This is a genomic window from Streptomyces sp. WM4235 (assembly GCF_001279725.1).
Taxonomy (GTDB): domain Bacteria; phylum Actinomycetota; class Actinomycetes; order Streptomycetales; family Streptomycetaceae; genus Streptomyces.
This window is the reverse complement of sequence record NZ_LGDE01000326.1, coordinates 45,433-60,204: the sequence shown is the minus strand read 5'-3', so window position 1 is coordinate 60,204 and position 14,772 is coordinate 45,433. Positions and strand designations below refer to the sequence as shown.

The following is a 14,772-nucleotide window of genomic DNA, read 5'->3' as shown; positions in this document are numbered from 1 at the left end:
GCACTCCAGTGCCACCCGTACCGCCGTCTCCGCCACCACCGCGCGCAGGCGCGGTCCCGCCGCGCAGGCCATCGCGAAGGCCCGCGTCACGTGCTCCTCCGCCGTGCCGCCCGTCACCGCCGCCACCGCGTCGCGCAGCCCGCTGCGTTCCACGTCCCCGACCCGGGCGTTGACCCGCTCCTGCCGGTACCCCGGCAGGGCGTGGATCTGGAGGCGGTGGTCCGCCCCCGAGGTCCCGGTCAGGACCAGGCCCCGGGAGGCCCACTCGGCCTCGTGGTCCGGGTAGGTGTGCGGGCCGTCCGGAACGGAGGTCCTGGTCCGGTGGATGACCCGGATCACGTCCCGGAAGCGGTAGTTCGCGTACGTGTAGCGCCGTGGGTCGCCGCCCGGCGGGTCGGTGCCCAGCAGTTCGGCGCGGAGCACGGCGTGCAGGCGCCGGGCGAAGTCGCCCGGGTCGACCTCGTCGCGCATCAGGGACTCGCGGGCGGACACCGCACGTTCCACCCCGTACACCAGGGTGCATTCCAGGTCGCGGTCCGGGAGCGCCGTCAACGCGGCCCGGACCGGGTCGGACGGGCCCGGCGCGTCCTTGCCCATCGCCTGGGCCGAGGCCGCCACGTCCGTCCAGATCAGCTGGAGGGGCTCCACGGAGCGGTGCTGGGAGTCGTTCATCGTGCGCAGGGTGCACGGCGCGCGGCGGCAGGAGGTCCCGCACAGCGGGCTGCGGCTGCTCAGCAGCGGCGGCTCCGTCGACGCGTCCTCGGCGCTCTCGGCGTGCTCCCCGTGCGGGATCGCCGTCAGGACGGGCCGGTCCATGCCGTCGGCGGCGACGGCGGCCCGTCCGGGCGGCAGGGCGACGACGTTCTCGCTCTGCTCGGGCTGGAGGTTCATCGTCGCGCCGACCGCCCGCCGGTCGTCCTCCGCGGGCAGCCGGTGCATGATCTTCAGCGCGCTGTTCTTGATGACGTCGGGCAGGATCTTGCTGGGGATCTGCTCGACGATCACAACACCCTCGCCGTACGCCCGGATCTCCGCCAGCAGGGAGGCGAAGAGCTCGACGGCGGCGGCCGCCGGCCCGTCCTCCACGTTCTTCAGGAGCCGGTGCGCCTCCTCCACCACCAGGACGTGGCGCAGCGGGACCCCGCCGGCGCCGTGGTGCACCCGCAGGTGTTCGACCAGGCGGATGAGCACCGCGCCGATGAGGAAGGCCTTGTCCTGGTCGTTGGTTATCGTCTCCAGTTCGAGGACCACGTTCCCGGCGAGCAGCCCGGCGATGTCCAGGGGATGGCCGCCCTCGAAGAACCGGCCCGGCGCACCCTCCCGCAGCGAGCCCATCCGGACGTCGACGAAGCCCCGCACGTCCGCGGTGACCTCCTTGCCGTACCCGATCATCTCGACGACCTGCCGGGCGGTGGCCTGGAGTTCGCCCAGGGTCGGGTAGCGGGCCGTCCGCGGCTCGTCCGGCTCCTCCAGTACGTACTTCGGCTTGTGGGCCGGGCGCGGTTCGCCGGTGACGAGGTCCCATCCGGCGGCCGTGTAGCACTGGGACAGAGCCCGTGACAGCACCTGCGGGAAGGGCTCGTGCCCCTCGAACGCCGCGAGGAACAGGGCCCGTACGAGGTCCACGTGGCTCTGCAGCGGAAAGCCCGGCTCCGGCTCCAGTGGGTTGAGCGAGGCGGGGGCCACGTCCACGTCACCGGGCCGGATCACAGTGACGCGCCGGGCGCGCTCGGGTCCCCCCGCCGCGGCGAGGCGGCCGGCGATGCGCGCGTACTCGGCCTTCGCCGGCTCGACCGCCAGCCAGGGGATCGGCCGGTCGTGCGTGGACAGGGCGGTGAGCAGGCTCCGTACCGTCTGGGACTTGCCCGAGCCGGTCGCCCCGCAGACGAAGGTGTGCCGGTTGAGGGTGGAGCGGGAGACGTGGAGCCGGTCGGCGGGCATGAGGGCCTCGTCGAGGATGTCGCCGATCAGGAAGGCGTCGGCGTCGTGTCCCGTGTCGTCGGAGGTGACGTCGAACCGGTTCGGGGCCACCGTACGGATGCCCGGGAGCTCCCGCGCGGGCGGCCGGGCCAGCGCCGCGACCAGTTCGGCGGGGGCGACGAAGGGCACGCTGCCCGGCGGCCCGGCGGCGCCCGCGGCCGGGGCCGCCGCCGGTTGCGGCGTGACGGTGGTCAGCGCCTCGGCGAAGGGCATCGGCCGCCGCGCCGGTACGAGCACGTACGGCAGTTCGTCGAGGTCGCCGGCGCCGCACAGCAGGGCCGCCGAGGCGAGCGCCGACTCGGGCCGCTCGGCGCCGACCAGTACGCGCACGTTCCACACCCCGGTGGCCAGGGCCCGGGTCAGCTCGCGGTAGCGGGCCTCGGCCCGGTCGGCCGCCACCCGGTCGGCGGCGGAGTTCTCGCGCTGGCGCAGCCGGGGCAGCTGGACGGCGAGTGCCGCGCGCTCCTGGTCCAGTCGCTCGTACGGGACGGGCTCGGCCAGCACGAGCCAGGCGAAGGCGTCCGGGAGGTGGGCGACCGCGTCGTCGAAGGAGCCGCGGCGTTCGCCCGGCAGGGCGCGCTCGTCGTCGCCCAGGCGCAGGGCGTCGTGGGAGCCGGGGCAGGGGATCCAGAACGGCAGCCGTTCCAGCAGGGCGACCGTCTCGCCCGCCGGGACGTCGCGGGCGGTGGCGCCGGGCGGGTAGCGCAGGGGACGCTGCGCACCGTCCGCGGCGGGCTCGTCGCCGGCGGGCGGGAAGCCGGGCGCTCCATCCACCAGGAAGTGCAGCGGTCGGTGCCGGCCCGGGCGTATCCATGCCGCGGCCAGACCCGCCGGGCGGTGCTCCCCACTGGCCGAGGGCGCGGAGAGCACGGCGTGGGCCGCCGTGACGGCGGCGGTGAGTTGGGCGGCCGTACGGTCCTCCGTACGGCCGTCCTCGGGCCGCCGGGGCACGGTGATCAGGCGGTGGAAGCGGTACGCGCCGAGTCCGGCGGGCCCGGCTCCGCCCCCAGACCCGGCACCGGGGCTCACGTCAGGCTCGCGCGGGGGCGGGTGGAGAGCCGGGGCAGGAAGTTGATGCCGGGATTGCAGTCCCCCAACACGACGCGACGGCCCCCCGGACCGGTTTCGACGAGGACCAGGCCGGTCGCCGGGAGGGCCTGGAGCTGGGTGGGAGGTGTTGGTCGAGTCCTGCCAGCTGCGCGAGAGGGAGGTGGAGAAGGACCTGGAGCTCCCCCAGCTGCTGCCGGAGGTGCCGCCGCCCGGTGGGAGCCGTCCGTGTCCGAGACGCCCCGCTGGCCGCCGTAGCTGCTGCCGCGGCCCTCGGTGAGGGTCTCCCCGACCTGCCGGGTCAGCTGGTTGACGAGGAACTTGTGCTCCTGCCCGATGAACTGCGCGGCCGCCTTGGCCTCCTCGCCGTTGCCCATGCGCATGAACACCGTCGCGCTGTCCGATCCGCCGGCGACCTGGACGGTGCCCTCCCGCAGGTGTTCGAGCAGGAACACGAGCCGGACACCGGCCGTGCGGGCCTCGCGCGCCATCGATTCCAGGGCGTCACGGCCGAGGTGGTCGGCTCCGGCGACGACGAGGGTCCCCGAGCCGTGCGCCACGGCGCGGGTGCGCAGCGCGTGGACCAGCCGGAAGAAGACGAAGCGGTCGGTGAGGTCCTTGCGGCGGCGCACGGAGTCCTCGGTCGTGACGATCGTCAGTCCGCCGGGCCGCCACCAGTCCGCGGCGCGGCCGCCGCCGGGAACGGCGGCCTCCTGCCCCCTCGGCGTGAGCAGCTCCGTCTGCGCCCGGACGTAGCGCAGTTCGTTCTGGACGCGCTCGCCCTGGCCCAGGAGGTCGACGGCCCGGGTGATCGACTCGACCTCGGTGGGGCCGAGCGGCCCGGGCGCGCCGGGGGCGGAATCGTAGACGCGGAGCAGGACGCGCAGCCCGGCGGCGAGCCGGGCGAAGGTGACGGGCCCTTCGAGCAGTTCCGCGACGGTCTGGACGAGGTCCACGTCGATGGTGTGGAGGTCCACGTCCGCGCCGGGCGGCCGCATGGTGCCCAGCGCCTCGGCCATGGTCTCGGCCAGCTCCTCGGGAGTGAACTCCGCGCTCAGGTCGGCGTCGAGCAGGGCCCCGGGCATGGGTACGTGGGCGACGGCGATGTCGCGGCGCGCGGCGAGGCCGGCGAGTTCGAGGGCGACGGCCTGCTGGGTGAGGTCCAGGACGACGAGCGGGGCGCCACCGCCGAGGAGCGGCCCGCCGACCGTGGCGAGCAGGCTGGCCCAGCCGTTGCCCGTGCCGCCGAACACGTCGATCCGGCTGGGACCGGAGGCGAGGGAGAGCGGGAACCAGGTGTCCAGCGTGTCGTTGTGCCGCAGGTGCTCCGTGTGGTGGGCGTCGATCCGGCTCTGCCAGGCGCGCCGGCGCTGCTCGTAGTCCCGCTGGGCGCCGGTGCGGGCGGCTTCCAGGCGCCGGCGGGCGGCCCTCAGCCTGGCGGCCGGGGAGGTCGCGGCCATGAGGACGATGACGAGGACGACCACGATCACGACGGCGGACGGGCCGCCGGCCGCGTAGGCGACGATGCCCGCGAGCACGAGGAGACAGCCCGTGCCCCTGTTCTTCCGGGCGGTCATGGCGCGCTCCTCCATGGCGCGGACCTCGTCGCCGGAGGGTTCGGAGTAGACGGGCGGATGCTGGGCGTCCCGGTGTGCGGGGGGCGCGGACGGCTGGACGAACTCCCAGCCCCAGCGCTCCTGGCCGGTGAAGACCCGCCGCGCGAGTTCCGCTCCGGCGTCCGGATCCTCCCCGCCCCGAGGTTCGGTTGCCGGTGCGCTCTCGGCAGTGCTCATGACGCCCCCCTGTGGATGTCGGAGCATCCTGACCTTCCGGAGCGCCCCTGTCAGCTCCCGGAAGCCGCGCGGGAGACCCCGTTGACCAGAAGTCATCTACGAATGACCGAAGTTGATGCACCGTCATATCCGGACCAGCGCACTCCGCCGCGAGGTCCGCGATCCGGGCCGGGCCGATGCGGCAGCAGCCGCCGATGAGGCGGGCGCCCGTGCGGCGCCAGGCACCGCATCGAGTGGTGGGCCATGGCCGGGAACACCGGCTCGCGTGCCGTCGCCGAGAAACTCGGCTTCACCGTCGAAGGGACACTGCGCAATCGCGGCATCGCCAACGATGGCAAGCCGCACGACTGGTGGGTGGGCGGACTGCTGAGGCCCTGATGCTCGGGCCGATGCTTCGCCGGCTGCGTTCGCTCATCTGCAGGGAAGTTCCCAGCTCGGACAGTTCCCGCAGAAGAACCACAACCATTGATCATCGGGGGGCAGCCGTGACGTGGCAGTGGCCGCACCGGGTCTTCGACGGTGACCAAGAAGTGGGCCAGTGCGGCCTTGACCCATCCTGCCTTCTGCGGTGTCTCGCGTGCACATCTCGGCGCTGTGATCGCAGAGTTGGCCGATCTGTGGCTCGCCCGGCGCGAGTCGGAGCTTCGTGAGCGGCGCGGTGCCGAGCGGCAGCGGGAGGCCCGGTGCCGGCCCGAAGCGCGACCTGGTCTTCATCGACGGCCTGCCCGCACCCTGGTCCCGCCGCAAGCCGAGCACCGGGCTCGTGCCCGCCCGGCAGGCCGCCTGCTGATCAACACCCAGCCCACCCGCCAGGCCGGCACGCCCAAACCTCGATCGCGGACCATTCGTAAGCACCGGGCTGCCGGATGCCCGGCGGGCCGGACCTGCTAGAAACGGTCCGATGGGCATCCAGGAGCGCGAACGAAAGATGTACCGGCCGCTGCGGCGAGCGGGCTTGGAGGTGATCCCGAACGCGGTGCCGGAGGGCATGATGCCGTTCGTGGCGGGATACGGTGCCGAGGACTTCGTCGGTGGTTTCTCCCACCGGTACGACACACCACGGCTTGTCGAGCGTCTCAACGAGGACTGGTACCGCCTGGCCCTCTCCTCGGGTCTCTTCGACGACCGGCGCGAGTTCCTCGTCCAGATCCCCCAAGGCGTCCTCACTCACCGGGCCGCCAACCACACACTGCACTGGGGGCCCCGTGTTCCACCGGCCGTCTGGACCCGGGTCCGGCTCCTGGACCGCTGGGACATCATGGGCCGGGGTGCGGAATCGGCGTTTCTCGGCATCCACGCCGGCCATCCGGGCTTCGCCATGATGGCACTCGACAGCAGCGTGTTCGTGAGCGCCTCAACGGGCGAGATGGGTGTCGATGTGGTCGCGGTGACCCGCCCGGACCGCTCGGAGAACATCCTGCAGTTTCTGGAGGGCTTCGTGGGCCGGAACGACACCGACCCCGACCGTGAGCTTCAGAAGCTGATCACCGTCTGGCTCGCGGGCCGCGGCGAACGGCTGAAGCACGTCGCGCAGTGGCAGAACGACATCGTCCGCCTGGAAAGCCGGTGAGCATGGCACAGCCCAGCGACTACTTCCTCGATGACGACCAGCTCCGGATCCTCTTCGAGGATGCAGTGCGGCCTGCCGTCTTGGACGGGTACAACCCGCAGGACCAGCCAGTGCTGTCACTTTTCGGCGCACAGCAGGGAGCGGGCAAGAGCCAGTCCTGTCGCTGAGCACTTGGGTTGGCGAGGGCTAGTGCGCAACCTCAGCTTGATTGGGGTGTGATCGTGTGCCGCCAGGCGGCCCTACTCGTTCCCGCCGCGTCCGGGTGGCCAACCGATGACGCCGTCCGCTTGGACCTCGCGCAGGAACGCTCCCTCGAACCGGGCACCGGTGACGTCGGTGAGTCCGAACGGGGGTATGCCGGTGTTCACGCTTCCGAGCCTGGCGTCGGCCAGATCGGTGTCACGCAGGTCAGCCCCCCGTAGATCGCATCCGGCCAGGCTGATTCCGCGCAGCGAGGCCCCACGCAGGTCCGCGCCGCTGAGGTCGCAGAGCTTGAACGAGCACCCGTCCAGGGTGGCGTGGCGTAGATCGGCTCCGATCAACGAGCAGCGGGTGAACCGCAGCCGCGACGTGCGAGCGGAAGCAAGGTTCTGGCCGGTGAAGTCCTCCCGGTTCACGGCCGCATAGCGGTGAAGCGCGGCAAGTCGTTGTCTCGTAGTCAGGGGTGCGGTCATGTGCGTCAGCTTGTCAGCCGGGCCGGCGCCCGGCGCCCTGACTTTTCGCGGTTCGCCGTCCACCGGCCGATCACACAGGTCCGGGCCGGTCGGGGAACGGGTGCGGTCGCTGGTAATCAGCAGTGTGTGAAGACAGAAGATCAGACGGTGGCCGCAGGGCTCACGGCATGGATCCCGTCCGTTGGCGGGAAGCGTTCGAGGGGGCCATGGGCCGTATCGCGGGCCGGGGCGCCCGGGTAGAACCCCGATGGCGGGCTGCGCGATTGGTGCAGGGACTGCCGGCGGAACTGCCGCGCAAGAACTGCCGGCAGATCGCCGAGTGGGCCGGGGATGCGAATCCGCATGGCATGCGGCATCTTCTGGGCCGGGCGGTCTGGGACGCCGATGCCGTCCGCGACGACGTGCGCGAGTACGTCGTGGAGCATCTGCACGACGAGGCCGCGGTGCCGGTCGTGGACGAGACCGGCAACGTGAAGAAGGGCCCCCACACCGCCGGATTCCAGGGCCAGTACACCGGCACCGTCGGCCGAATCGAGAACTCTCAGGTCGCCGTCGACGTGTGGCCCTGCCGACGGCCGGCCGGGAGGAGCAGCCACTTGGGCACCACCAGCCTTGGTTCCAGGGAGTTGGACGCATGGTGCAGCGGACACAGCGGGGCCGCCACACTGCGGCGGCCCCGCAGGCAATCACCTCGTACGTACCGGCGCCCACAGGCTGACGCTCCATACGAAGCCCTCTACGAGACATGGCAGTACCGCACGGTGGGCGAGCGCCGCCCTTTCGCCGACTCACCGCTGCACGCGGTCATGCTCCGCGCCTGCGCGACTGATGCGACGACGACCGCCATCGGAGGCCTGCCCCGCGGACGACGGATTTCGGACAATTGCCGTGCGCGAGGAGGCTGTTGGGTCATTCCCTCGTTTCCCGAGAAGCGATGCGCGCGTTTAAACTGTGTACGAACAGAAAGTCGAAGGAGGTGTCATCGTGCGCAAGATCGAAATCAAGCCTGTGCCCGTGAAGCGGGAAGAGCGCCGCACCAGCAACTTCATCCACAAGTAGGCCATGGGACGGGGCCGGCGCGGCTTCTGCCGGTACCGGCCCCTGCCTCCTGGGCGTATCAGGGGTCAGTCCTGGGAGTACGAGGAGTGGATGTGCGGCTGCGTCGGCTGAAGAACGTGACGTGCTACTGGCACCGAGGGGACTTCGTCGCCCATGCCCACCGTGGTCACTCGCCGGTGGCTCTGCATCCCTCGACCGCTGAGATTCTCAGCGCCTTCGACACCTGGACAACCCCCGCCCAAGCAGCCGAAGTTCTGGACCATCTGCATCCCGAGACGGTGGTGAAAGCCGCGGGAACACTGCTCGAATACGGTCTGCTGGCCGAGGAAGGCAGTCCCGAGGCCGAAGAGGACGAGCGCTTGGCGGATGCCTGGGGACCCTGGGCACCGGAAGCGTCCTTCTTCCACTACGCCACGCGCGACGTCCCCTTCGAGACAGCCACCCCCGAGCTGCGCCGGCACCTCACCCGCGACGGGCGTCCGGCGCTGTTCTCCGAGTACCCCGAGGCCGACCGCGTCCTGCTGCCCCGTACACCGGACCCTCGCCTGTCCGCACCGCTGGAGCAAACCCTCTACCGCAGGCGCACGCACCGCTCCTTCAGCGCCCAGCCGGTGAGCCTGCACGATCTCTCGATACTGCTCCGTACCGTCTTCGGCCCCGCCGAGTTCATCGACGGCTTCGAGTTCGGGGCCCTCATCCGGCGCACCAGCCCCTCGGGCGGCGCCCGGCAGGAACTCGACGCCTATCTCGCCGCCCCCAACGTCACCGGCATCCCCGCCGGTCTGTACCACTACAACGCCCGCGAACACAGCCTGGAACTGCTGCGCGAAGGCTTCACCCACGCCGAAGCCGGGGCTCTGTGCGTGCACCAGGAAGGCATCGACCAAGCGGCCTTCATCGTCTTCGTGGTCGCCGCGTGGGAACGTCTGCGCTCGAAGTACCGACACCCCCGCGCCTACCGGGTCAGCCACCTGAACGCCGGACACCTCGGGCAGACCTTCGCCCTGGCCGCCACCACCCTGGGCCTGGGCCCCTTCCAGACCGCCGCCTTCGACGACACCGCCGTCGAAGGCCACTTCGGGCTCGACAGTGTCACCCACAACGCCCTCTACGCCCTCGCCGCCGGACACCCCACCCCCGACACCGCGACCGACACCGCCGACCTGAACGCCTTCCGCCACACGACCCTGCGGCCACGGGCAACCGGGACGCTCTGACAACTCACCCGTCGGCCACGGCTTGGCCGCACGGGCGACTCAACGGCCTGGTCCGAGCGGGAGGCGCGGGCGACGCGGGCCTGCCGGCGTTGGAGGAGGCCGAGGGCCCACCCGACGCGGGCTCAGGCGGGTCAGGTGCCTTCTGCTCGGGCGGTGCGGGCCGTCACCACCCGCAGGGTCACGGCAGCCGCGACTCCCGCCACCAGACCCCAGGTCAGGGCGGCCGGGACGCCGGTGCCGAGGCCGGCGAACAGGCGCGGAACCCCCCAGCGCGCGCCCGAGTCGACCACCTCCATCAGGACCTGCAGCAACTGGCTCGCCAGCAGACCCAGGACGGTCGCGCAGACCGTGCCCACCGCCACGGCCGGGAGAGTGACCCGGGTGAGCAGCCCCGGCAGCCTGCGCAGGGCCCCCCACACCACGGCGAGCAACACCACATCGGGAAGGCGGTACAGGATCCAGCTGCCGATCGACCCGCCCTGCGGACCCGCCCATCCGCCGAGCAGCAGCCACAGCCGCAGGAGGTCGCCGGGTTCGGAGAGTAGCCCGGAGCCCGTGGAGGCCTCCTGGATCGCGGCGGCGACGGGCTGGTACGACAGGATCACCAGTGACGTGGCGATCAACGAGGTTCCGACGGTGGCAGCCAGCCGGGCCGCGCGGGCCGGTACGACAGCCTGTGGCAGCGGGCCCGCACCCTTGGTGGTGACCCGCGCCAGAAGCACCGTCACCGTCGCCGCGAGCAGGGCGGCCACCACCAGGACCTGGGCTCCGGAGGAGATCACGCTCGCGATCTGGGGGAGGAAGCGGTAGCTTCCGTGCCCTTGCCCGGCGATCAGCCAGGGCGCGGAGACGGCCATCGCCAGCGTCCCGGCGACCAGCCCCCAGGCCCAGACGGCGAGCAGCGCCGCCGACACACGGCCGCGTAGCGGCGGCAGTCTGCGGACCAGGAGCAGCGCCCCGGGCACGAAGAGGGCGAAGACCGCACCGAATCGGATCTGGACCGCGGTCGCGTACAGCGAGAGGTAGCGGGCCGAGTCGCTGGTCCCGGCCGCGTAACCGCCGCCGTCGCCTGCGCCGTCCGCGCCGGGGGGATCGTACGACCAAGGGGCGAGCCAGTGTTCGAGCTCGACGGCGGTCCCGATGCCGAGGACGCGGCTACTGCCCGGCAGGTGCAGTGCGGCCGTACTCGCCCCCGCCCACCACAGGAGCGCCGCCAGGAGCAGCCCTCCAGCCAATGCCGGTATCGCCGCGCGCCGGTATGCCATGTTCTGCCCCCGCTTGGTCGTGCGCCCCGTGTGCTTCCTGATCAGCGGGACAGTACGGGGTGGCAATGACACGGCGGAAAGGCAGCCCGGTGCTGTTCACCTTCGAGCAGTGGCAGACCGCCTTGGGGTCTGTCGGTCCGCCACGTTCAGATCAGTGATCCAGTAGCGTGCACGTGGCCTCCTGGTCAACGTTGCTCAGCAGCGCCGACCCTGGACACCCTCGCCACGTTCTCGCAGGCGAGCGCGGAGAGACAAGCAAGGACGAGCAAGGACGAGCAAGGACGAGCAAGGACGAGCATGAACGAACGCTCTGGATACTGGGATCCGCTCCCGGCGGCCCGGACTGCTGCCGACACTCCGGTGCCCGAAGCGGCGCCCAACCTGGTCTTGGCATTGCCGCACCCCGAGGTCTATCTGACGGGCCGTTGGGCGGAGCGGAACTGGCGCAACGTGCCCGGACCGTTCTACGGCGCTGCCACCGACACCTGCTGGTCTGGGCGGATGGCCGCACCCGACCACGTCCTCTACGACGATGAGACCGGCCAGGAGTTCGTCTACCGCCAGCCCAGGAACGCTGTCGAGGTCGATCGCCTGCTCTTCGCTGCCTGGACTGACCCGTTGAGCGGCTACGGCTGGGACGGAGACCAGCACTGGACTGCCGGCTCGGTCCGTACCTGGTGGCACGAACGGGCTCGTCTGCGCGAATGGGCCACCGATCTCAAGACCGCCTGGTCGCCCCACTCTGATGCGGATTGCCAAGAGGCGGCCACAGGGCTGGCCGTCCTCCTCGCCTACCTCGACGGCGAGCTCGAAACCGACTTGCGGCTCTACCTCTACTGGCTCGAGGAACGCCGCTCTCCAGGCCCCGCTGAGGCCCTGCCCAAGCTGTAACCGCGCGGCCATTGGGATCTACTCGTCCAGGTGGCCCGGGTGAGCACTTGCGAGCCCTGCGAGGGTGGACCGGTACGGGCTGAGCCGCGATGCGGCAGCCAGATGTTCCCGGCGCTTCCTCCATAGGGTGGGGCGGGGGCTCAGCGCGGTCAGTCGGAGTCGTACCAGTGATCGAAGGGGCGATCCGGGCAGGCGCGGCACTCGAAGATGTACACCGAGCCGACACCTCCCACATCAAGCCCTGTGGGGTCCACAGGGACTGCCGGGCCGCCGTCCTCGTCCCGGTTCTCCAAGGTCAGCCAGATGCGCCACGAGGCTCCGTCGCACTCCCGGCTCGCCACGGTGAGCAGGTGGTCCATGCGGCGGCCGCACCCCTCGCATTCGGCCGCACCCCTCGCAGTCCACCCATCCCTCCCCTGTGAACCAGGACGGATACCCGCCGAGTTTGATGCCCGGCGCCTCGGCGAAGTCGCAGAAGGACAACAGCGGAATCGCCGCCTGCGGCGGAATCGCCTCCCGCAGCCGGCGGAAGTCGTCCTGCCACTCGTCGGCCAGGTCCTCCGGCAGATCCCAGCACGGGTATTCCGTCACCCGCTCCGGGTGGACGATGCACGGCGCCGGAACATGCCAACGGGCCGCCGCCGGATCTGTTGGCGGCGCCGAAAGCACGGCCTGCACGGCAACGGAGTCACGCCAGAACACCACGGGTCGCGGTGACGCGGGAAACTCGTGGGTGAACGGGCACCAGAGCACCTGCAAGACATCTGCGCCTTCGGGGAAGGGCACTACGCCGGGCGGCAGGTCCGAGCGGAAGGCCTGCACGACCGGCACCATCGGTACCCTGGAGCTGCTCGACAGGCCGTTGCCGAAGTTCCGGTGCATGTGAGTACAGACCGGCCCAGGTCTCGCCGGCCGGCCACAGCAACGGCCCACCCACGGAACTCTCGGTGCTCGACGGCGCACCCCGCCTCGGGCGCAGACGCACCGTGTCCCGCGCCCGGGCGGCCAGCCCTGGGACCAACCCCACCACGTCGACGGGGCGTTGCGGCGTCCGCCGTCTCGCCACACCCTCACAGGGCTCCGAGTTCATCGGATGATCGTTCATGGACGGATCCCTGCCGTACAGAGTCTGCGCGCTGGATCCGACCGGAACGCAAGGCCGAACACTTTCCCTCCTACTACGGCTCGACCACCACCCGCGACATCGACAACGAACTGCACGGCCCCACGAAAAGGACCACAGCGTGACCAGTCTCTCCGCCTCGTCGGCCACCCGGCACCATGGGGCCGCACGCCGCATCACCAACGGGTTGGACCCAAAGTTCACCATCCTTGCCGTCTGCCTGATCATGGGCACCGCTCAGAGCAATCATTGGACCGGGCTCGGGTGGGCTGTCCACGTCATCGTGTTCGCCGCACTGATCCCCACCCTGTACATCCGCTACGGCGTCAACACGGGCAAGTGGGACGATCGGTACGTCGGACAGCGTGAACGCCGCGTACGCCTCATCCCCGTGATCATGGCGTCGGTCGCCGCGGGAATCACTCTCATGATCATCATGGACGCACCGCAGGAGATGCTCGCGCTCATCGTCGCGATGCTCGTCACCCTCGCCGCGATTCTGCCCATCACCAAGTTCTGGAAGATCTCCGTGCACACCGCGGTCGCCTCCGGCGCACTGGCGATGCTCATCATCGGACTCGGCCCCTGGTGGGCCCTGGGTTACATCCTGCTGCCGGTCATAGCCTGGTCCCGCGTAACCCTGCGCGATCACACCTGGGGACAGGTCACCGCAGGCACCGGCCTCGGCGCGATGGTCGCCGGCGCGACGTTCGCCCTACTGGCCTGACCATGTCTCGGTCCCCCGCCAAGCGCACCCATGGGGGCCTGCATCACCGGCGCCATGGTGCCCCCGTCGACGGCGGCGCGGGCCACCGCCGCCCCACCGAGCCCTTCGCGCCTACCTCGCCGCGCGGGCCCGCGACAACTACGGTGCTGTGGTGACTGATCTTGAAGTAGTGGCACGTGGGATGGTTGGCGGCGGACGCTCCTTTGAACAGCTGAGATGCCATCCGCGACTGCCGCTGGTGGCCTGCTCGGACTCCGAGCGTCCGGCAGTCCACATCTGGGACTACGGCACGGGGCAGCTACGCGAACTCGGCTCCGTGTGCTTCACGTCGAACGCCTATGGAGATGCCCTCGGGTGGGAGCGGGCAGAGCGGACGCCTGCTGTCGCGTGGCATCCGGACCAGCCACTGCTTGTGGTGGCGGGGGAAGACGGACTGCGGCAATGGACTCCTGCCGGGATCTCCGAGCCGGAGGGTGCTCCAGCCTTCGCCACCTACCGCAGTCTGGCCTTCAGCCCGGACGGGCAGACCCTGTGGGCTTCACCGTCGTTTCGCGACGAAGGCGATGGTTGGGAGAGCTCGGACGTCCTTGACCTTGCCGCCGGAACCATCGGTGCCGGACCCCGCTGGGACACAGGAGTCGCGCAGCATCCCGGCGGCGGACTTGTCGCCACGCTCAGCAGTGACCAAGGGGCCACTCACTGCCTCTTCGCGCGAGTCGACCAGGGGACCGCGCCCGCCATGATGCGGCCGCTCCGCCGGGCGTTGATCCTGGACTGTGACGGCTACGAGACTCCGCTCTTCAGCCCGGACGGACGTCACCTCGCGGTTCGTGGCAACGCGTACGGCAACTCGGTGGAGGTTTTCGAGCTTCCTTCGTTGCGCCGGGTGCTGGCCACAACCCTCGGCGACCCCAGCCCCGGCTATCCGTACTCGCAGGAGTGGCTTGACCAGATGCGAGCCTGGTCGCGTCACAATCTTGCCTTCGGGGCGCGTCCAGGTGTGCTGTGGATCGCGACACCCGCGGGAGCGCTGGTCGAGGTGGACCTCGAAACTCGGCAAGCGGTCGAGCACGATGTGCTGACCGGATCCCGCTTGTCCGCGCTGGCCGCCACAGCCACTGGCGAGCTCCTGGTCGCCGGCAGCGGGGGAGATCTGCTGCTCTTGTCCGTGCTCTCCGGCTCCACGCAGAACCGCGCCACGAACAGGGACACTTCCCGGGATGCGGCCGCGGCGTTCCTGGAGACCACCGCCGAGGTTCCGGACGACGGCAATGACCTGGAGACGCACCTTGTCCTGACCGACGGAACCCGCACATGGGAAGCGGACGATCTGGCAACGACGTCTGCGGCCAGTTCCACAGATCCAACCTGGCTTCAGCTTCAAGCCGCAATGAACGCGGCGCAGGCCCAGTGCGAATGAGCCGAC

At 70.8% G+C, this 14,772-nt stretch carries 12 protein-coding genes and 2 pseudogenes; 9 read left to right on the top strand and 5 right to left on the bottom strand.

The window, feature by feature from the left end; genetic code table 11:
- Together ADK55_RS21000 and ADK55_RS20995 are read right to left on the bottom strand one after the other, a co-directional pair.
- Positions 1-3,009 (bottom strand): ATP-binding protein (locus ADK55_RS21000; protein WP_053680934.1); only part of this gene is annotated, 3,009 nt, incomplete at its 3' end.
- Positions 3,006-4,820: a hypothetical protein gene (locus ADK55_RS20995; protein ID WP_053680932.1), complete on the bottom strand. Its 1,815-nt coding sequence runs from the start codon at positions 4,818-4,820 to the stop codon at positions 3,006-3,008. The genes ADK55_RS20995 and ADK55_RS21000, both read right to left, overlap by 4 nt.
- Before the next feature lie 222 nt (positions 4,821-5,042).
- On the opposite strand from ADK55_RS20995, the pseudogene ADK55_RS36625 reads away from it, so the two are divergent.
- From ADK55_RS36625 to ADK55_RS38720, 4 genes and pseudogenes are all read left to right on the top strand, one after another.
- Positions 5,043-5,198, top strand: a pseudogene (locus ADK55_RS36625) (GNAT family N-acetyltransferase); the annotation flags it as partial.
- A gap of 268 nt (positions 5,199-5,466) precedes the next feature.
- Positions 5,467-5,610 (top strand): hypothetical protein, encoded by a 144-nt coding sequence (locus tag ADK55_RS38725; RefSeq protein WP_159041501.1) that lies wholly within the window; start codon positions 5,467-5,469, stop codon positions 5,608-5,610.
- 111 nt (positions 5,611-5,721) lie between these two features.
- Positions 5,722-6,390 (top strand): hypothetical protein, encoded by a 669-nt coding sequence (locus ADK55_RS20990; protein ID WP_053680930.1) that lies wholly within the window; start codon positions 5,722-5,724, stop codon positions 6,388-6,390.
- The gene (locus ADK55_RS38720) at positions 6,387-6,557 is read left to right on the top strand and encodes a hypothetical protein (protein ID WP_159041500.1); all 171 of its coding nucleotides are present in this window, start codon (positions 6,387-6,389) and stop codon (positions 6,555-6,557) included. The genes ADK55_RS20990 and ADK55_RS38720 overlap by 4 nt, the downstream gene beginning before the upstream one ends.
- 72 nt (positions 6,558-6,629) lie before the next feature.
- On the opposite strand, the gene ADK55_RS20985 is transcribed toward ADK55_RS38720, so the two are convergent.
- Positions 6,630-7,007 carry a pentapeptide repeat-containing protein gene (locus tag ADK55_RS20985; protein ID WP_234350177.1) on the bottom strand — a complete coding sequence of 126 codons (378 nt, stop codon included), beginning with the start codon at positions 7,005-7,007 and terminating at the stop codon, positions 6,630-6,632.
- Between the two features lie 263 nt (positions 7,008-7,270).
- Between ADK55_RS20985 and ADK55_RS39960 the strand changes: the two are divergent.
- Together ADK55_RS39960 and ADK55_RS39955 are read left to right on the top strand one after the other, a co-directional pair.
- A pseudogene (locus ADK55_RS39960) lies at positions 7,271-7,618 on the top strand (transposase); the annotation flags it as partial.
- A 681-nt stretch (positions 7,619-8,299) separates the two neighbouring features.
- A complete protein-coding gene (locus ADK55_RS39955; protein WP_234350179.1) occupies positions 8,300-9,340 on the top strand; it encodes a SagB/ThcOx family dehydrogenase in 1,041 nt (346 codons plus the stop codon).
- 131 nt (positions 9,341-9,471) lie between these two features.
- On the opposite strand, the gene ADK55_RS20970 is transcribed toward ADK55_RS39955, so the two are convergent.
- Entirely contained in the window at positions 9,472-10,605 is a 1,134-nt protein-coding gene (locus ADK55_RS20970; RefSeq protein WP_053680922.1) for a hypothetical protein, read from the bottom strand.
- A gap of 297 nt (positions 10,606-10,902) precedes the next feature.
- On the opposite strand from ADK55_RS20970, the gene ADK55_RS20965 reads away from it, so the two are divergent.
- Positions 10,903-11,496: a ferredoxin gene (locus ADK55_RS20965; protein ID WP_234350176.1), complete on the top strand. Its 594-nt coding sequence runs from the start codon at positions 10,903-10,905 to the stop codon at positions 11,494-11,496.
- 149 nt (positions 11,497-11,645) lie between these two features.
- On the opposite strand, the gene ADK55_RS36615 is transcribed toward ADK55_RS20965, so the two are convergent.
- Complete coding sequence (locus ADK55_RS36615; RefSeq protein ID WP_053680920.1) at positions 11,646-11,855, bottom strand: hypothetical protein; 210 nt, start codon at positions 11,853-11,855, stop codon at positions 11,646-11,648.
- A gap of 885 nt (positions 11,856-12,740) precedes the next feature.
- Between ADK55_RS36615 and ADK55_RS20955 the strand changes: the two genes are divergently transcribed.
- Both ADK55_RS20955 and ADK55_RS20950 read left to right on the top strand, forming a co-directional pair.
- On the top strand, positions 12,741-13,346 hold the full coding sequence (locus tag ADK55_RS20955; RefSeq protein WP_063839580.1) for a hypothetical protein: 606 nt from the start codon (positions 12,741-12,743) through the stop codon (positions 13,344-13,346).
- Positions 13,347-13,497: 151 nt separating this feature from the next.
- Positions 13,498-14,766 (top strand): WD40 repeat domain-containing protein, encoded by a 1,269-nt coding sequence (locus ADK55_RS20950; protein WP_234350175.1) that lies wholly within the window; start codon positions 13,498-13,500, stop codon positions 14,764-14,766.
- The last annotated feature ends 6 nt before the right edge of the window (positions 14,767-14,772 follow it).